The organism is uncultured Pseudosulfitobacter sp., assembly GCF_963976325.1.
Lineage (GTDB): Bacteria > Pseudomonadota > Alphaproteobacteria > Rhodobacterales > Rhodobacteraceae > Pseudosulfitobacter.
Map to the genome: position 1 here is coordinate 1 of NZ_CAXBJW010000011.1, position 18649 is coordinate 18649.

Sequence of the window (18649 nt, forward strand, 5' to 3'; positions counted from 1 at the left end):
CCATGCCATAACTAACCGGTGCTACGCGGGCGTTGTGTAGTGGTAAGACCTTAGCCTTCCAAGCTAATGACGCGGGTTCGATTCCCGCCGCCCGCTCCAAGCTTTCCCCTTGCCAGACTGCTCTGATCCCCGAAAATGGGGCCTTTGTCGCATTGACCCCGTGGCGCGCAGCCGCCACAAGTCGGCGCGAAGTGAATTCAGGAGCCGTCATGGCCGAGCAAACCCCGCAAACCGTCCCGAACACCCCCCATGCGCCCGGCAAGGGCGATGACCAGCGTGCCGCGTCGAAACGCATCGGCAATCTGGCAGCGCTCTGGCCGTTCGTGACGCCGTACAAACGGCTGATGGTGGCGGCCATCACGGCGCTGGTGTTGACGGCTGTGGTGTCGCTGACCCTGCCGCTGGCGGTGCGCCGTGTGGTCGACAACTTTCGCACGCAGGACGGCGAGCTGCTGAACCAGTATTTCATGGCGGCCATCGGCATCGCCGGACTGCTGGCCGTGGGCACCGCGCTGCGCTATGCGCTGGTGACGCGGCTGGGGGAACGGGTTGTGGCCGACATCCGCAAGGCGGTGTTCGACCGCGTGATCGGGATGAGCCCCGCGTTCTACGAAAAGATCATGACCGGCGAAGTGCTCAGCCGGATCACCACAGACACCACGCTGATCCTGTCGGTGATCGGGTCAAGTGCGTCCATTGCCCTGCGCAACATGCTGATTTTCGCGGGCGGTCTGGTGCTGATGCTGCTGACCTCGGCCAAGCTGACGGGGCTGGTGCTGTTGATTGTGCCTGCCGTGGTTATTCCCATTCTGGTGCTGGGACGGCGCTTGCGGGTGATCAGCCGCGAGAACCAGGACTGGATCGCGGCCTCGTCGGGCAGCGCCTCCGAAGCCTTGGGGGCGGTGCAGACCGTGCAGGCGTTTACCCAGGAGACAACCACCCGCGCCCAGTTCAGCGATGTGACCGAACGCAGCTATGACGCCGCCGGACGGCGCATTCGCACGCGGGCGCTGATGACGATGATCGTGATCTTTCTGGTCTTTGCGGGCGTCGTCGGCGTGCTGTGGATCGGCGCCAACGACGTGCGCGCAGGCGTGATGTCCTCGGGCGCGCTGATCCAGTTCGTGATCTACGCGGTGATGGTCGCAGGCGGTGTCGCGGCGCTGTCTGAAATCTGGGGCGAATTGCAACGCGCCGCTGGTGCCACCGAACGGCTGGTCGAGCTGCTGACGGTCGAAGACAGCGTACAGGACGCCACACCCCCCGCGGCGCTGCCGGTGCCGGTGCAGGGTGCCATCCGCTTTGACGATGTGTCGTTCAGCTACCCGTCGCGCCCCGATGTGTCGGCGCTGGACCATGTGACCCTTGAGATTGCGCCCGGCGAAACCGTGGCCTTTGTCGGCCCGTCGGGTGCGGGCAAGACGACCATCATTCAGATGCTGCTGCGGTTCTACGAGCCGCAGAGGGGCCGGGTGATGATCGACGGCGTGGACCTCAGCACTTTGGCCCGCGACGCCTTCCGCCGCCATATCGCGCTGGTGCCGCAAGATCCGGTGATCTTTGCCGCCTCGGCCCGCGACAACATCGGCTTTGGCCGCCCCGGTGCGACCGAGGCCGAGATCGAAGCCGCAGCGCGCGCCGCGGCCGCCCATGATTTCATCATGGCCTTGCCCGATGGCTACGACGCTTATCTGGGGGAACGCGGCGTGATGCTGTCCGGCGGGCAAAAGCAGCGCATCGCCATCGCCCGCGCCATCCTGCGTGACGCACCGGTGCTGTTGCTGGACGAAGCGACCAGCGCGCTGGATGCCGAAAGCGAACGCGCGGTGCAAGAGGCGTTCGAGACGCTAAGCCAGGGCCGGACCACATTGATCGTGGCGCACCGTCTGGCCACGGTGAAGAAAGCCGACCGGATTGTGGTGATGGAACAGGGCCGTATCGTGGCCGTGGGCACCCATGACGAACTGGTGGTCCAGGACGGGCTGTACGCACGTCTGGCCAAGTTGCAGTTCACCGCGGATCTGGCGGCGCAATAGCAAGGCGGGCAGGGGGCCAGCCCCCCGACGCTGGCGCGTCTCCCCCCGGAGTTTGTCTGGCAAGATGAAGGGGGGCGTGGCTTACGCTGCGTCCACCAAAGGCGGCTTTGCGCCTGATATGCTTGCGCAATTGCTTAAACCACCGCATCTTGTCAGGTTAAGGGAAAGGCCATCAGGGAGCGGTGGCGACAGGGAGGATAGACTATGACCTATGCAGGGATCGAAGACCGCAAGCGCGTTGAGGCCGAGGGCCCCTGGGCGTCGCGCGATGTGCCGGTGACGTTGTTTGGAATGCTCAGCAATACGACCGAGAAGTTTCCGGACCACAAGGCGGTCAGCTACCAGATTTTTTCGGGACCGAAAGACAAGGCCGAGACATTCACCTGGCGCGAGCTGAAAGCCAAGACAGCCCAGACCGCCAACATGCTGCGCAGCATGGGCATTGGCCCGACGGATGTGGTGGCCTATGTGCTGCCCAACTGTAACGAGGCGATCCTGACCATGTTGGGCGGGGCGACTGCGGGCATTGTGAACCCGATCAATCCGCTTCTGGACCCCGAACAGATCGCGTCGATCCTGCGCGAGACGGGGGCCAAGGTTGTCGTCACCCTGCGCCCCTTTCCCAAGACGGATGTGGCCGAGAAAGTGGCCCAGGCGGTCCAGCACGCCCCCAATGTCAAAACCGTGCTCGAGGTCGACCTGCTGCGCTATGTGACGCCGCCAAAATCGTGGATCATCCCCATGATCCGTCCCAAGGCAGCGCGGGCGCGCCATGCGGATTACCTGAACTTCAACGCCGAGCTGAAAAAGCACAACACGACGCTGGATTTCGAGGACGTGCAACAGGACCGCGTGGCCTGCTATTTCCACACCGGCGGCACCACGGGCATGCCCAAGGTGGCGCAGCACCGCTATTCGGGGCTGGTCTACAACGGCTGGGTCGGCGGCGAACTGCTGTTGAACGAGAACGACGTGCTTTTGTGCCCGCTGCCGCTGTTCCACGTGATGGCGGTGCATGTGATCCTGATGGGCGCCGTGTTCAGCGGTGCGCATGTGGTGTTCCCGACGCCGCAGGGCTATCGCGGCGAAGGCGTGTTCGACAACATCTGGAAGCTGACGGAGCGGTGGAAGATCACCTTTATCGTCTCGGTGCCCACGGCCCTTGCCGCAATGATGCAGCGCCCGATTGATGCCGATGTCAGCACGGTCAAAACCGCCTTCTCCGGCTCGGCCCCGCTGCCCAAGGAGCTGTTCAAACGTTTTGAAGAAGCCACCGGCGTCACCATCGTCGAGGGTTACGGCATGACCGAAGCCACCTGTCTTGTGTCGGGCAACCCCGTGGATGGGGTGAAGAAGATCGGCAGCATTGGCATCCCGTTCCCTTATACGGATGTCAAGATCGTGAAACAGACCAACGACGGTCCGTTGGAATGTGCCGTGGACGAGATCGGCGAGATCTGCATCGCCAACCCCGGTGTCTACACCGGTCACACCTATACCGAAGAGGCCAAGAACAAGGACCTCTATTACAACGACACGCACCTGCGCACCGGCGATCTGGGCCGCATGGACAGCGACGGCTATCTTTGGATCACCGGCCGCGCCAAGGATCTGATCATTCGCGGTGGCCACAACATTGACCCCGCCGAAATCGAGGACGCGCTGCAAGGCCACAAATCCGTCTCCTTTGCGGGTGCCATCGGCCAGCCCGACGCCCATTCGGGCGAGGTGCCCTGCGCCTATGTCGAACTGGTCGAAGGGGCCACAGTGACCGAAGCCGAGTTGATGGAGTATTGCAAGAAACACGTCCACGAACGCGCAGCACACCCCAAGCATATGACCATCATGGACGAATTGCCCAAGACGGCAGTGGGCAAGGTGTTCAAGCCCGACCTGCGCAAGGATGCCATCACGCGGGTCTACAACGGCGCGCTGTCAGACGCAGGGTTGAAGGCGCGGGTGACATCGGTGATTGACGACAAGAAACGCGGGCTGACAGCACAGGTTGCGGCCAACGGTGACAGCCCGGAGGCCATCGGCAAGGTTCTGGGGCCCTTCATTCAGGGCTGGGAGCTGGAAAGCCAAGCCGTCGCGGCGGAATAGGCCTGTGCCCGACTACGACAAGCTGATGGACGACGAGGTCCGTGCCTTCATGGCGCGGACCGAACTGCATTATCCGCCCGATGCCGTTGACCTGACCGTGGACGACCAGCGGCGGGTCTACAACGCAATGTGTGCGGATTTCGATGTGGGCTATCCCGACGATGTAACGGCGCAGGACCGCGCCTTTGGCGGGGTATCGTGCCGGGTCTACAGCCGCTCGTCACCTGTCTTGGGCACTGTGTTCTATTGCCACGGCGGCGGCTTTGTCGTCGGCGGGCTGGACAGCCACGACAGCATCTGCGCCGAGTTCTGCGCAGGCACGGGGATGCAGGTGATTGCGGTCGACTATGGCCTGTCACCCGAACGCCCCTTTCCCGGCGATTTCGAAGACGCCTGGGCCGCGTTCGAAGCGGTCTGTGCCGAAACCGATGGCGCAATCGTGCTGGCGGGCGACAGCGCAGGCGGCAATCTGGTGGCGGCAATCGCACACTACGCGCGGGGCCGGATTGACGGACGCATTACCGGCAGTCTGCTGATCTATCCCGGCTTGGGCGGCGACCGCACCCGTGGCAGCTATGTCACCCACGCCGACGCACCGGGGCTAAGCGTGCGGGACATGGCGTTTTATAACACACTGCGCTCCGGCGGGCAGGACCGCAGTGGCGATCCGCGCTTTGCCCCGTTGCAGGACACCGATTTTTCCGGCCTGCCGCCGACGGTGATCCTGACGGCCGAGTTCGATCCGCTGTCCAGCGATGGCGAGGCCTACCGCGATGCCATTCAGGCCGCCAACGGCCGTGCCGTCTGGATCGAAGAGGCGGGGCTGGTTCATGCCCACCTGCGGGCGCGGCACATGTCAAAACGTGCCGCCACCAGCTTTGCGCGGATGATACAGGCGCTGACCCTGCTGCGTCAGGGGCAGATCACCGATCTGGATTAACCTACGTTCAGGTCAGGAACGGTTTCGCCTTCATCGTGTCGGGGATCGGCGCACCCAGCCGCGACAGGATGGTGGGGGCCAGTTGCAGTTGGTCAATGACCGTATCTTCGTGCGGTCCCTCGGCATCCCCGAAATAATACAGTGCTGCCTCTTGCTGCAAGGCACCGCGCCCGCCGTGGTGGCCGCGGTCGTCCTGTCCGTGATCGGCGGTTACAATCACTTCGTATCCCATCTGCCGCCAGCGCGGGATGAAGGGGGCCAGCATCTCGTCCATGACGAAACAAGCGTGGTCCATTTCCTGACTTTCATGGAAAAATCGGTGGCCCATGCTGTCCAGCGTGCAGGTGTGCAACATCCCGTAATTCAGCCCGAAGCGCAGGCACAGGTTGGTCAGCGTCCCGAACAGGTCCACGTCGGATGGCGTCATCTGGTTGCTTTGACCATAGCCGGTCATGGTGTGGAACCGGCCATGGTTGATGGTGTCGCTGTCTGCCTCGTCGTATTCGATGTCGCGCACGTAGTCGAAAGGGTGACGGTTGAAAAACTCGGACCAGAAGCTGTGCGCGACCGCCCCCGTGACACCGCCCGCCGCACGGGTGGCCGAAAACACATCCGGGTGAGTCATGCGAAACACGTTGCCATTGCCTGTGCAGCCATGTTCGGCGGGGGCCACGCCGGTGTGGATCGACGCATAGCACGACGCCGAGATCGACGGCAGCACCGCACGCAGTTTCCACACGCGGGCATCCCCTGAATCAACCCAGCCTTCCAGATTGCCGAACAGCCGCCGCCAGTTGCGCCACGGCACCCCGTCCAGAATGATCAGCAACAGTTTCTTGTCCATATGCGCCCCCTGTGGTGTTTGCGCCGCATTTGACCGCAGGTGCCGCACGGGGGCAATGGCAAATGCCGGATTACGCCCCGGCAAGTGCCGTCAGGCCGTCGCGCAGGTCTTGGGGGGTGGCAGGGGCCAGTGCAGCGTCAACGGCATCATGGGTTGCGCGCCACGTGGGCAAGGCTTGGGCCAGCACCGAACGGCCCGCATCGGTCAGGTGCAACCGGCGTGCGCGGCGGTCGGCCTTGTCGGCTTGAGCCGTGACCAGCCCCTTGCGTTCCAGCGGTTTCAGGGCTGCCGTCAGCGTGGTGCGGTCCATGCCCAGCAGGTCCACCAGATCGCTGATCCGTGGCCCGTCGGGGCGGTTCAGGGACATCAGCAAGGAAAACTGACCGTTGGTCACACCAAAAGGGCGCAGCGCATCGTCAAAGCGCCGCGCCAGCACCCGCGCGGCCCGTTGGACATGCAGACACAGGCAGCGGTCGCGCACCTCAAGGGTGACTGTAAGGGGCAGGGAGGGGTCCATCATATTTATATAAGTTGATATCAACGTATATAAATGTCAATCTGATTGGCGACTCTGCAACATGGAGGTGATGCGATGACATATGTGACAGGCTTTTTGCAGGCCGTGCCCGAGAAGAACAAAGAGGCCTACAAGACGATGGCCGAAATGGGGTGGGAGATATTCAAGGAATTCGGCTGTCTTTCGATGCAGGAGAACTGGGGTGTCGATACACCGGATGGCAAGCTGACATCCTTTCCCATGGCGGTCAAACGCGAAGAGGGCGAGGTGGTGGTGCTGTCGTGGCTGACATGGCCCGACAAGGCGACCGCCGACAAGGGCTTTGATGCGATGATGAATGACCCGCGTATGAAGGACATGCCGCCGATGCCCTTTGATGGCAAACGCATGATGTGGGGCGGGTTCGAGCCGCTGGTCACCTTGACCGCAGACTGATCGATCAAAGGGCAGGGCGCAGATGCGCCCCGCCTGTGTTTCAGTTGCCGGCACTTTCCATGCGGCGGTGTTCGATCACCTCTTCCAGCCAGCCGATTTTCATCTCGGGAACCGAGCTGAGCAGCAGGTCGGTATAGGCATCAAAGGGCGGTGACAGCACCTGCGATTTCGGGCCATAGCGCACGACTTCGCCCTGATACATCACCGCGATACTGTCCGCGATGGCACGCACCGTCGCCAGATCGTGGGTGATGAACAGATAGGCCACATCCTCGACCTTTTGCAGCTTGAGCAACAGTTTCAGGATACCGTCCGCCACCAGCGGGTCCAGCGCCGAGGTGACCTCGTCGCAGATGATCAGCTTGGGCTTGGCCGCCAGCGCGCGGGCGATGCACACACGTTGTTTCTGTCCGCCCGACAGCTCCGCAGGATAGCGGTCCTGAAAGCCTTCGCCCAATTCGATCTCGTCCAGCAGTTCCTGTATGCGGGCCTGTTTTTCTTTGCCCCTAAGGCCAAAGTAAAACTCAAGCGGGCGCCCGATGATCGTGCCGACGGTCTGGCGCGGGTTCATCGCGGTGTCGGCCATCTGATAGATCATCTGCAACTCGCGCAGGTCGTCACGCGCGCGTTGCGGCAGGGCAGGCGACAGATCGCGCCCGGCAAAGTGGATCCTGCCCTTTGTGGGCGGCAGCAAACCGGTGATTACCCGTGCCAGCGTCGACTTGCCCGACCCGCTTTCCCCCACCACGGCCAGCGTCTGTCCGGGGTGCAGTTCCACGTTGATATTCTTGAGCACGTCAAAATTGGTGCCCCTGTAGCGCGCGGTGATGTTCTGGACCCGCAGCACGGCTTCGTCGGTTGGCTCTTTTTCGATATGTTTGATCGACCGGACCGATACCAGCGCCTGTGTGTACTCTTCTTGCGGGCTGTTGATGATCTGGTCGGTGGTGCCATATTCAACCATGTCACCCTGCCGCAGCACCATGATATAGTCGGACACCTGCGCCACCACGGCCAGATCGTGCGTGATATAAAGTGCGGCAACACCGGTGGCCGCAATCGCGTCCTTGATCGCCTTCAGCACGTCGATCTGGGTGGTCACGTCCAACGCGGTGGTGGGTTCGTCAAAGATCACCAGATCAGGTTCGGGGCACAGCGCCAGCGCCGTCATGCAGCGTTGCAACTGCCCGCCCGACACCTGGTGCGGATAGCGGCTGCCGATGGTTTCAGGATCGGGCAGACCCAGCGCCTTGAACAGCTCGACCGCGCGGGCTTCGGCGTCTTTCTTGCCGAACTTGCCCTGGCTGATTGCCGCTTCGGTCACCTGTTCCATGATCTTCTTGGCCGGATTGAACGACGCCGCCGCCGACTGCGACACATAGGTCACCTCGGCCCCGCGCAGACGACGGATGTCGCGGTGCTTGGCCTGCAACAGGTCGCGTCCGTTCACCCAGACCTCGCCGCCGGTCAGCTCGACTCCGCCCCGGCCATAGGCCAGCGTGGCCAGTCCGATGGTGGACTTGCCCGCGCCGGATTCCCCGATCAGGCCCAGAACCTCGCCCGCCTTCAGGTCGAAATCGACCCCATGGACGATCTCGATGTCATGCGGCTTTTCACCGGGCGGATACACCGTTGCGCCAATTTTCAGCCCACGGACTTTTACCAAAGGATCGCTCATCCCCGGCCCCCTTTCAGTGAAGTGGTGCGGTTCAGGACCCAGTCGGCCACAAGGTTGACGCTGATCGCCAGCGTGGCGATCGCCACCGCCGGATACAACGCGGCGCCGATGCCGTAAACGATGCCCTCTTTGTTCTCTTTCACAATGCCACCCCAATCCGCTTGCGGCGGTTGCACGCCCAGACCCAGGAACGACAGGGTGGACACAAACAGCACCGCAAAGATGAACCGCAGCCCCATTTCCGCCACCAGCGGCGACAGGGCGTTGGGCAGAACCTCGCGGAAGATGATCCAGATCAGCTTTTCGCCGCGCAGACGCGCCGCTTCGACGTAGTCCATCACGGTGATGTCCACCGCCACAGCCCGCGCCAGACGGTACACGCGCGTGCTGTCCAGCAGGCCCATGACGACGATCAGCACCGGCACGGTGACCGGCATGACCGACAGCACCACCAGCGCAAAGATCAGCGACGGGATCGACATGATCAGATCGACGAACCGCGACAGCAACTGGTCGGGCCAACCGCCCAGCACCGCAGCGGCAAAGCCCAGCACCGATCCGGTGATGAACGACAGCGCGGTTGCCATCGTGGCGATAAAGATCGTGGTACGCCCGCCGTAAATCATCCGGCTCAGCAGGTCGCGCCCGATGGTGTCAGTGCCCAGCAAATGCTCGGCCGATGACGGCTCCCAGACATCGCCCACAACTTCGGCCATGCCATAGGGGGCGATCCACGGCGCAAGGATCGCCATCAGGAAATAGGTTATCGTGAAAAACAGCCCGATCAGGGCAGACAGGGGAATGCGCATCAGATCAGCCCCCCTGTGCCCAAGCCGAAGGGCCGGACGACGTTTGCGGTTATCACTACAGCATAGGTCATTTCGGATGCCTCAGTCTTGGGTTGGCCAGGATCGACACGATGTCCGCGATCATGTTCAGACTGATATAGACAGCGGCAAAGATCAGCCCGCAGGCCTGCACCACCGGCACGTCGCGTTTCGACACGTGGTCGACCAGATACTGACCCATCCCGGGATAGGTAAAGACCACCTCGATCACCACGACGCCGACCACCAGATAGGCCAGGTTCAGCATCACCACGTTGACGATGGGCGCGATGGCGTTCGGAAAGGCGTGCTTGCGGATCACCTCGAAGGTGCTCAAGCCTTTCAACTCGGCGGTTTCGATATAGGCCGATTGCATCACGTTCAGGATCGCGGCACGGGTCATACGCATCATATGCGCCAGAACCACCAGCGTCAGCACGGCGACGGGCAGGGCAATCGCGTTCAGCTTTTGCCCCAAGCTCATAGAATCGTTGATCATCGCAACAGAGGGCGCCCAGCCCAGTTTGACCGCGACAAAGAACATCAGCACGTAGCCGATCAGGAACTCGGGGATCGAAATCGACGTCAGCGTGATGCCGGAAATCAGCTTGTCCGGCCAACGGTCGCGGTAGCGCACCGCGATCAGCCCCAGCAGGATCGCCAGCGGCACCGAAATCAGTGCAGCCCAAAAGGCCAGGAACATGGTGTTCTTGAACCGGCCGCCCAGACTTTCCGCGATGTCGCGGCCATTGGTCAGCGCGGTGCCCAGATCACCCTGCAACACGCCGCCCAGCCAGGCGAAATAGCGGGCAACAGGAGGATCGTTCAGCCCCAGTTCAGCACGAAGGTTGGCCAGGGATTGGGGGGTGGCAGATTGCCCCAATATGGATTGTGCGACGTCGCCCGGCAGGATCGTGGTGCCAACAAAGATCAGGATAGAGGCCGCAAATAGCAAAACCACACCCAGCGCAACGCGCTGGGTGATCAGTTTCAGGACAGGGTGCATCTGCTTTGCGCCCTTATGCCGTCTTCAGCCAGCATTTGATCGCGGCTTGGTTGGACATCATTTCGCCGTTTGGATCGTTGATCCAGCCGCCCAGATCATTGCTGACCCCGTTCACAAAGTCGTTGAACATCGGCAGGATCAGACCGCCTTCGTTGCGCAGCATCTGACCCATCTGGGAATAGATTTCCTTGCGCTTGGCGTCGTCCAGCTCGGCCTTGGCTTGGTTCAGCATGGCGTCGAACTCGGGGCGTTTCCAGCGTGTGTCGTTCCAGTCTGCGGTCGACAGATAGGCTGTCGAATACATCTGGTCCTGTACCGGACGGCCACCCCAATAGGATGCGCAGAACGGTTGCACGTTCCACACCTCGGACCAGTAACCATCGTTCGGCTCGCGCTTGATTTCCAGCGGGATGCCTGCCGCTTGGGCCGACTGCTGGAACAGCGATGCGGCATCGACCGCACCGGGGAACGCACCGTCGGACACGCGCAGGATGATCGGGCTGCCATCGTGACCCGAGGCCGCATAGTGTTCCTTGGCCTTTTCGATGGAATGCTCGCGCTGCGGGATCGAAGCGTCGAACAGCGGATAGGATGCGTTGATCGGAAAGTCGTTCCCGACCGAGCCATAGCCGCGCAGGATCTTGTCGACCAGCTCTTCGCGGTTGATCGCGTATTTCAGCGCCAGACGCAGTTCGTTGTTGTCAAAGGGGGCGGTGTCGATGTGCGCGATGAACACATAGTGACCGCGACCCGACGACGATTGCACCGACAGGTTGGGCGCACGGTCCAGCAGGCTGGCCACCTTGGGGTCAACGCGGTTGATCGCGTGCACTTGACCGGACTGCAATGCGGCGGTCCGGGCTGTGGCATCGTTCAGCACCAGAATTTCGACTTCGTCCGCAAAGCCGCGGTTTTCCGCATCCCAGAAATCGTCGCGGCGCTTGAACGCGTGACGGACGCCAGGTTCGTCAATTTCCAGCGTGTAAGCACCTGTGCCGATCGCCGCCGTGGGGTCGTCCATGCCGCCGTTGGGCTGAATGATCAGGTGATAGTCGGCCATCAGATAGGGCAGGTCGGCGTTGGCCGATTCCAGATCGACGATGAAATTGTCGCCGTCCACTTTCATGTCGGCAATGCCCTTCATGATGCCAAGGGCACCCGATTTGCTTTCCTCGTTCGAATGGCGCTGCATGGTTTTCAGCACGTCCTCGGGTGTCATGTCCTTGCCGTTCGAAAAGGGGATACCCTTGCGGATCTTGAACACCCATTGTTTCGCATCTGCCGAAGCTTCGACACTTTCGGCCATGCGGAAATCAATTTGGCCATCCGGGTCGACATCCAGCAGGGTTTCACCCCAGGCATAAAGGTTGTTCAACGGAACTTCGGACGCGGTCAGCGCGGGGTCCTGCGTGTTGGTGGATTCGCCACCGGACGAGCCGATCTTGATCGTGCCGCCCCGTTTGGGCGCCTCGTGTGCGGCGGCCTGTGCGTGGCCCGCCAGCATGGCGTTGGCGGCAACAGCCGTCACACCCAAGGCCGCAGCGCGGCCGACGAATTCGCGGCGTGTCATGCGGCCCTTGGCCACTTCGCGGGTCATATGTTGCAGTTGTTCGTTCATCATTAGGTCTCCCGTTGATTGTTTTCGCGCATCAGCGCAATCAAGCCAGTCGCCCGACTGTCGCGCGCGTTATTATTGACTATGGAGTCAACGTTGCGCATTTGTGGCGTTGTCGCAAGGATTATTCCCGCGCTTTGCCGGTGTGTGATCAGAGGTGATCACGCGGTATGCTGTCCTCCAGGCTTTTGTCGAATATCAATGTGTCATTCTCATATGCTTCGACTTTCGCCCTCAGGTAGAAGGTCGTCGCGTCTGACCACATCTCGCTGTAGGTTTCGGTGCGCAGGCGGATGTCGTCGCGCTCGATCTCGTCGGTCCAGTGGCAGGTGCCGCGCGCGCTCAGCGGGTCGTCGGGGTGGATCGACCAGGTTTCGCGCGCCACCGATCCGTTGATCATCCCGTGATCGCTGTCCCGCACCTTGCCAAAGTCGTCCACTATGGTCAGCGTCGTCGTGCCGGTCACCATGTCGGTGTCCTGTCGGCGGATGTGGCTCTCGGGGCGCAGTTCCTCGACCTGCCACGGTTCGGCGGCAGCGGGGGGCGGGAAGGCGACCGTCTTGTCCTGCGCGCGCGCCTGATGCAGGGGCACGCCCACTTGCGCGCGGTGAATGTGCACGGCGGCGGCGGTGGGGGTGGGCCAGATCAGCGGCCAATAGGCAGTCGAGATCGACACGCGCAGGCGGTGACCCTTGGGCACCTGATACCCGACATGATCCAGCGCCAGCGTCACGAACTGATCCTCGCCCACGGGCATCGCCGCAGGGTCCGACGCGCTGTCGCGGTGGCTTAGGTTCAGCACGCCATAGGTGATCCGCGTCGAGGCCCCATCGGGATGCACATGGCACAGCCGCACGGCCAGTTGCGCCTGCGGGGCATCGCTGCGCAGCATCATCTCGATCGCGGGCGCGCCCAGAATGTCCATGTCCTTGTCCAGCGGTGCCGACGTCCATGTGGCCGACAGGCCGTCATCGCGGCGCTGGTCGCCCGGCATTTCGGGGCCCAGCCAGATCGCGCAATATTCGCCCGCATCCGCACCGGTGTGCGCAGGCGATTGAACGGTGGTGTCAGCGACGTCCGGCTCCGAGGACAAAACCCCGTCGCCCAGCCAGAAGTCGCGGTTCATAACCGGTTCCTCGTGCATCGTCTCGCGGCCTGCAATGGCAGCGTCCTGCGTGACCCAGCGGCCCGGTCGGTCGGTGTACCACGTGGCGGGGCGCGCCCCGTCCATCAGATAGGCGCGGTAATCGGGGTCATCCTCGACGCCGGTGTCGATGTCCTTCAGCCAGCGGTCCCACCAGCGCAGCGCCTCTTGCAGGAACCCGATGCGCGGTTCGGGCACGGCGAAATGCGGGTACTTGTGAACCCACGGGCCAATGATGCCCTTGGACCCCGGAACGTTGCGCACAATCTGCGGCACGGTGTTCTTGTAGCTGTCGCCCCAGCCGCCCACGGCCAGCACCTTGGCCTTGATCGTGTCATAGCTTTCGCAGACGCTGCCATGTTCCCAATAGCTGTCGCGCCGCTGGTGGCGCAGCCACAGCGAGGGCAGGAAAGGCTCGGCTTCCAGCCGCTTCAGCCACATCTCGCGCCAGTTCTCGCGCAACGCAGGATCAGGCGCGCGGCTGGAATACGACCACATCGTCGCCCCCCAGCCCAGGTTTTCGTTCAGCAGGTTGCCGCCCTTGTAATGAATGTCGTCGGCAAAGCGGTCGACGGTCGAACATAAGGTGATGATCGCTTTCAGCTCGGGCGGGGTCATGGCCGCCACTTGCAGCGAATTGAACCCGCCCCAACTGATTCCCATCATGCCCACATTGCCGTTGCACCAGGGCTGCGACGCCAGATGGCGGATCACCTCGACGGCGTCGTCCAGCTCTTGCTGGCTGTATTCATCCTCCATGATCCCTTCGCTGTCGCCATTGCCGCGCATGTCGACCCGGGCACAGGCATAGCCGTGGCGGGCAAAGTAGGGATGCGTCAGCGCATCGCGCGCGCAGGTACCGTCGCGTTTGCGGTAGGGCAGGAATTCCAGAATGGCCGGGACCTGTTCGCTGTCGTCTGCGGGGCGCCACAGACGGGCAGACAGACGGGTGCCATCAGACATGACGATGGCGTGGTCAGGGTCTTCGGTGATGTCGCGGGGGGCGTTGGATGCGTCGCTCATGGGCTTTGATTTTCCTGTCTGGGAGCAGATGTCAACCCGATCACCGTTTGTGTGCGATCAATAAGTCCATCACATTTGTGCCGGTGGGGCCTGGCTTTAGCAGCGCATCGCGCGCCGCAAGCCAGTCGTAGGGCGCGGCTGCTTCTATGGCATCCTGACCGCTGGCGTCCCATGTTTTTCCGTCCACCACGGCCCCTGCCGCATCGGTCGGGCCGTCCGATCCGTCGGTGCCTGCGACCAATATGCGCAGGTCATCGCGCCCCGCGATTTCCCGCGCCAGACGCAAGGCCAGCATCATGTTGCGGCCGCCCCGTCCGGGGTTTTCGGGCAGGATCACGGTGGGTTCTCCGCCCAGAATGTGCAGACCGGATGCTGCCGTTTTCAGATGCGCCGCGATGCGCGGGGCAAGGGTGGATACATCGTCATACAACGTCTCGGCATTGCTGCGCAGGTCCGCCCCGGCGGCCTGGGCGATCGCCGTCCGCGCGATGGCATTCGATGCGACAATGCGCGCGTCATGGACAAATGCCGCATTTTTGGGCGCATCCCCGATGCCCGAGCCTATGACGCCCAGGCTGTCACCCTCGACATCCGAAATCGCCAGCGTGGTGACCTTGGCCCCGCGAAAGGCCGACAGCAACTTGCCGCCCTTGATCCGCGACAGCCCGCGCCGCATGGCGTTGATCTGGTGAATGTCCGCGCCCGAGGCCAGCTTGGCTTGGGTCCGCTGTGCCAGATCCTCCAGCGTCAGGTCACCTTCCAACACCTCGGCCAGCGCCGATGCACCGCCCGACACCAGCATCAACAGATGCGCATCCGTTTCACAGCCCTGCACCGTGTCCCGCAGCGCCTCACCGGCGATCAGGCTGGCGGCGTTGGGCACGGGATGCGCGGCCTCGATCACCTGCGCGTGGGACGGTGCCCCATCTGCGTGGCCGTCCTTGGTGACGATCAGCACAGGGGTGTCGGGAAACAACGATGCCGCCGCGCGGGCCATTGCGGTGGCGGCCTTGCCCACGGCGATGATGCGGTCGGGCGGTGTGATGGGCTGCGTGCGCAGCGACTGGCGCACGCTGGTGTCGCCACCGACGGCATCCACGCCGATATGCCAAAGGTCTGAAAGCGGGGTCATGGCGTCCTTGGTGATGCTGATCTGGCGGGTTGCGGCGATGGTAGCGCGCAGGGGCGTGCCGAACCACCAAAGAAAGATGAAAAAAGTCAAAAAGACTCTATCCGCCGAATCATGATTCGGTTAGAATCACCTTAAGTCAGGCAAATCACGCCACAGCCCGCATCAGACGGGCGGCGGTACTGGCCCCGGATGGTGTAAACTGGCGTTTTCGTGCGGCCCGCAGCGATGTGGGCAGGCTGTAAAACATCATATTATTCAATCCGATACAGGCACAGACGGTGGCGCCCTTCGGGGGCGTTCGGCAGATCAGATTGGCAGGCACGTGAGGGGTGGAGGGCAGGTGGCCCAACCGCCCCCTCGTTGTGTTTTGTCGTCGTGTTTTGGTCCCTTTCGACGGGTGTGCAGGTGGCTGGTGCAGAGGCCTCCGGCGGGGATTTTTTGAACCAGAGAAGCAGGACCGGCGCGGTCAATCCGCAGTGTCGAGCCACAGGGTCACGGGGCCGTCGTTGGTCAGGCTCACCGCCATATCCGCGCCGAACTGGCCGGTTTGCGTTGCGATGCCCAGATCGCGCAGGGCGTGGGCGAATTGCAGATACAGCGTTTCGGCCTGATCGGGTTTGGCCGCGCCCGAAAAGCCCGGGCGGTTGCCGCGGCTGGTGTCGGCGGCCAGCGTGAACTGGCTGACCACAAGGGCCGAGCCGCCGGTTTGCAGGATCGACAGGTTCATCTTGTCTGCCTCGTCCTTGAACAGCCGCAGCTTCGAGATTTTCAGCGCCAGCGCGCGGGCGGTGTCGAAATCGTCCTGCGGCATGGCACAGATCAGGATCAACAGGCCGGGGCCGGTGGCACCGACTTGCGCCCCGTCTACCTTCACCGAAGCCTCGGTGACCCGTTGCAACAGCGCGCGCATCAGTCTTTCCAGTCGATGACATCGGCGGGCGTGGCCCGTTCGGTGCGAAAGCTGTTGGCGGGGTGGTTGGGATCGGCATGACCGAACGAAATGGCGCACAGCAGGTTGCGGTTCTCGGGCAGCCCGAAATGGTCGCGGACCATCGGCGCGTGGCCCGCTATGGCGGCCTGCGCAATGGTTGCCACGCCCTGCGCCGCCGCGGCCAGGGTAAAGGCGGCGACAAAGCCACCCGAGTCCATGGCACCGTAAGGCCCCAGCTCCTTGGGCGCGGTCACCAGCGCCACATGCGGCGCGCCGAACAGGCGAAAGTTCTCCATCATCTGTTTGGCGCCGGCGGGGCGGTCGCCCTTTTCGATGCCGACAGCATTGTAAAGTTGGAACCCGCAGGCGCGGCGGCGGTCCAGGTAGACGCCCTGATATTTCTCGGGCCAGTCCAGATCGGGCACAGCGGCGGTGGTCATCGCATGGGCATAGAGCGCTTCGCGGAAAGCATCCGTTGCCGCCCCGCTGGCGATGGTCAACTGCCACGGCTGCGCGTTGCACCAGCTTGGGATTTTTTGCGCTGTGGCCACGATGCGTTCGATGACGGCGCGGTCCACCGGATCGGGGCGGAAGGCACGGCAGGAATAGCGCGCGTCGCAGATGTCGTTCAGCGTGTCGATCTGGGTCATGTCAGCCTCTATTGGTTTTGCGCCACGACATAGCCGATGGCGGCGGCCGCGATCAGGCCAAGGATCACGGCGATGGTGATCTTGATGGCGGAATAGGGGCGTTCGCCCTGCACCCGGCCCGTGCGCCCGTTCACGACAAATCTGTACGTATTTCCGCGATATTTGTACGCAGCCAGCCAGACCGGCAACAGGATGTGTTTGAACGTCACCTCGCCCAGCGTCGTGTCCATGTTGTGAATGCGCTGGCGGTCGCCGCCGATGTCGAACCGCACGTCGCGTTCGATCACCCGGTCCATATGGGCGCGGGCCTCGGCGTAGCCGTCCTTCAGCTCGACCGAATAGGCCTCGGCGCGAAAGCCTGCCAGATATTCGGGTGCGTAAGGTTCCAATGCGGCCAGATCCCAGGGTTCCAGCGCGTCGGTGTAGCGTTTCGGCAGGCTGGTCGATGCCAGCACCAGCACGTCGTCAAAAAACCGCGCCACGCGGCCTGCGGCACGGTTCCAGCGCACCTTGGCCTCTTGGACCATCGTCGGTTTGCCGTCGCGCATGACAGTGCGGGTGACGTAATAGACGGTGCCACGCTCGCCGGTGTATGACGTTTTGGTATCCGCATCAAAGGTCCAGTAGGGCACATAGATGCCCTGCATCGTCCGCCCCTTGCGCGCATATTCCTGCAAGCCGTTGGGCGCGAACCACAAGCGGCCCAGCCAGTCTGTCATCGCGTCGCGCGCGGCCGTTTCGGTCAGGCCAAAGGGCAGGACGCCGCGCGGTTTGATATGTCGGCTTAGCCCCGTGTCCGCGACCACGGGCGTGGCGCAGAACGGGCATTCGGTGGCATGCACCTTGGGGTCGAATGCGACTTCGGCGGCGCAGTTGGGGCATTTCGAGATGCGGGTTTCTTCGATCTCGGCCTCGGGCAGGCGGGCATCTAGGGCGGCGCGAAAGTCCAGCTCGCGGATTGCCTGACGCTTTGGGCTGGCGCTGTCCAGTGCCTGCACATGGCCGCAATGGTCGCATTTCAACTGCCCCTGACCGGGCGAAAACCGCATGTCGGCGCCACAGGCATCACAGGGAAAGCGGTGTTCGTCGGCGGGCGCGGTTCGGTCGTCTTCAAAGCTCATGGGTCAGACCATGCCATTGATCGTCAGGGGTGTCATCTGGTGTCTGTGTCCGTCACTGGGGCCGTTACAAATAGCGGTGAAACCGCTGGGGCACCATGATCCGCAAGGCGTTGTCGTGCAACCGGTAATGCCGCCAGATGTGGAACAGCGCATGGCCGCCTGCAACCACGCCCAGGGCGTAAAACTGCACGATATGCACGGTTCCGATGATCTGGTTGGCGGTGCGCAGTCCCAGCGGCGGGGCGATGGGCAGGAAGCCGCCCGCTTTCAGCAGCACGGTCGAGGTCAGGCCCAAGAGGAACCCGGTAAAGGCGACAAAGAACAGTCCCCAGATCAGCGTCAGATGCAGCCAGCGATGCGCAGGCCGCAGCCAGCCGCGCAGTTTCGGCCCCGGACGGCTGGCCAGCCCGCGCCGCATCAGGTCGGCGGTCCACGCCAGCGACAGCGACACAAAGACCAGCGCCAGCATCGAATGCGCCTGAAAGGCACGGGGGCCAAAGGGAACGACATCCTTGGGCTGGACCAGCAGGAACCAGATGAACAGCGGCACCATGATCCAGTGCAGCCACTTCAACGCCACGCGCCGCGATGGCAGGCGGGTGCGCAGGCGGGCAAAGCGTGGGGGGGTGGCGGCTGTCATGTCATCT

16 protein-coding genes and 1 tRNA gene are annotated in these 18649 nt (G+C 62.9%); 5 read left to right on the forward strand and 12 right to left on the reverse strand.

The features are described from left to right. Positions 1–25: 25 nt before the first annotated feature. The 4 genes from AAC077_RS17270 (at position 26) to AAC077_RS17285 (ending at position 5079) form a co-directional block, all read left to right on the forward strand. Positions 26–99 (forward strand) — tRNA-Gly (locus AAC077_RS17270). A 110-nt stretch (positions 100–209) separates the two neighbouring features. Continuing rightward, positions 210–2036, forward strand: coding sequence for an ABC transporter transmembrane domain-containing protein (locus tag AAC077_RS17275; RefSeq protein WP_339772173.1), 1827 nt, complete (start codon positions 210–212; stop codon positions 2034–2036). Between the two features lie 204 nt (positions 2037–2240). After that, complete coding sequence (locus AAC077_RS17280) at positions 2241–4139, forward strand: acyl-CoA synthetase (RefSeq protein WP_339772175.1); 1899 nt, start codon at positions 2241–2243, stop codon at positions 4137–4139. A gap of 25 nt (positions 4140–4164) precedes the next feature. After that, a complete protein-coding gene (locus AAC077_RS17285; RefSeq protein ID WP_339772354.1) occupies positions 4165–5079 on the forward strand; it encodes an alpha/beta hydrolase in 915 nt (304 codons plus the stop codon). 7 nt (positions 5080–5086) lie between these two features. Here the strand turns inward: AAC077_RS17285 and AAC077_RS17290 are convergent, their stop codons facing one another. Next, positions 5087–5923 (reverse strand): alkaline phosphatase family protein, encoded by an 837-nt coding sequence (locus AAC077_RS17290; protein WP_339772178.1) that lies wholly within the window; start codon positions 5921–5923, stop codon positions 5087–5089. A 70-nt stretch (positions 5924–5993) separates the two neighbouring features. Beyond that, positions 5994–6443: a MarR family transcriptional regulator gene (locus AAC077_RS17295; RefSeq protein WP_339772180.1), complete on the reverse strand. Its 450-nt coding sequence runs from the start codon at positions 6441–6443 to the stop codon at positions 5994–5996. A 72-nt stretch (positions 6444–6515) separates the two neighbouring features. Between AAC077_RS17295 and AAC077_RS17300 the strand changes: the two genes are divergently transcribed. Next, the gene (locus tag AAC077_RS17300) at positions 6516–6875 is read left to right on the forward strand and encodes a DUF1428 domain-containing protein (RefSeq protein ID WP_339772183.1); all 360 of its coding nucleotides are present in this window, start codon (positions 6516–6518) and stop codon (positions 6873–6875) included. 40 nt (positions 6876–6915) lie between these two features. Here the strand turns inward: AAC077_RS17300 and AAC077_RS17305 are convergent, their stop codons facing one another. The 10 genes from AAC077_RS17305 to AAC077_RS17350 all read right to left on the reverse strand — a co-directional run bounded on the left by AAC077_RS17305 (position 6916) and on the right by AAC077_RS17350 (position 18642). After that, positions 6916–8553, reverse strand: coding sequence for an ABC transporter ATP-binding protein (locus AAC077_RS17305; protein WP_339772185.1), 1638 nt, complete (start codon positions 8551–8553; stop codon positions 6916–6918). Beyond that, on the reverse strand, positions 8550–9365 hold the full coding sequence (locus AAC077_RS17310) for an ABC transporter permease (RefSeq protein ID WP_339772356.1): 816 nt from the start codon (positions 9363–9365) through the stop codon (positions 8550–8552). Before AAC077_RS17310 ends, AAC077_RS17305 begins: the two co-directional genes overlap by 4 nt. A 64-nt stretch (positions 9366–9429) precedes the next feature. Beyond that, positions 9430–10386 (reverse strand): ABC transporter permease, encoded by a 957-nt coding sequence (locus tag AAC077_RS17315; protein WP_339772188.1) that lies wholly within the window; start codon positions 10384–10386, stop codon positions 9430–9432. A gap of 13 nt (positions 10387–10399) precedes the next feature. Next, on the reverse strand, positions 10400–12004 hold the full coding sequence (locus AAC077_RS17320; protein WP_339772358.1) for an ABC transporter substrate-binding protein: 1605 nt from the start codon (positions 12002–12004) through the stop codon (positions 10400–10402). A gap of 148 nt (positions 12005–12152) precedes the next feature. Further along, complete coding sequence (locus AAC077_RS17325) at positions 12153–14168, reverse strand: CocE/NonD family hydrolase (RefSeq protein ID WP_339772191.1); 2016 nt, start codon at positions 14166–14168, stop codon at positions 12153–12155. Between the two features lie 40 nt (positions 14169–14208). Beyond that, positions 14209–15390, reverse strand: coding sequence for a DUF4147 domain-containing protein (locus AAC077_RS17330; protein ID WP_339772194.1), 1182 nt, complete (start codon positions 15388–15390; stop codon positions 14209–14211). 376 nt (positions 15391–15766) lie between these two features. Then, complete coding sequence (gene dtd, locus AAC077_RS17335) at positions 15767–16210, reverse strand: D-aminoacyl-tRNA deacylase (protein WP_339772197.1); 444 nt, start codon at positions 16208–16210, stop codon at positions 15767–15769. Next, positions 16210–16881 (reverse strand): nitroreductase, encoded by a 672-nt coding sequence (locus tag AAC077_RS17340; protein ID WP_339772200.1) that lies wholly within the window; start codon positions 16879–16881, stop codon positions 16210–16212. The genes dtd and AAC077_RS17340 overlap by 1 nt, the downstream gene beginning before the upstream one ends. 8 nt (positions 16882–16889) lie before the next feature. Next, positions 16890–18002, reverse strand: coding sequence for a TFIIB-type zinc finger domain-containing protein (locus AAC077_RS17345; protein ID WP_339772203.1), 1113 nt, complete (start codon positions 18000–18002; stop codon positions 16890–16892). Between the two features lie 64 nt (positions 18003–18066). Further along, the gene (locus tag AAC077_RS17350; RefSeq protein WP_339772206.1) at positions 18067–18642 is read right to left on the reverse strand and encodes a cytochrome b/b6 domain-containing protein; all 576 of its coding nucleotides are present in this window, start codon (positions 18640–18642) and stop codon (positions 18067–18069) included. Between the last annotated feature and the right edge of the window lie 7 nt (positions 18643–18649).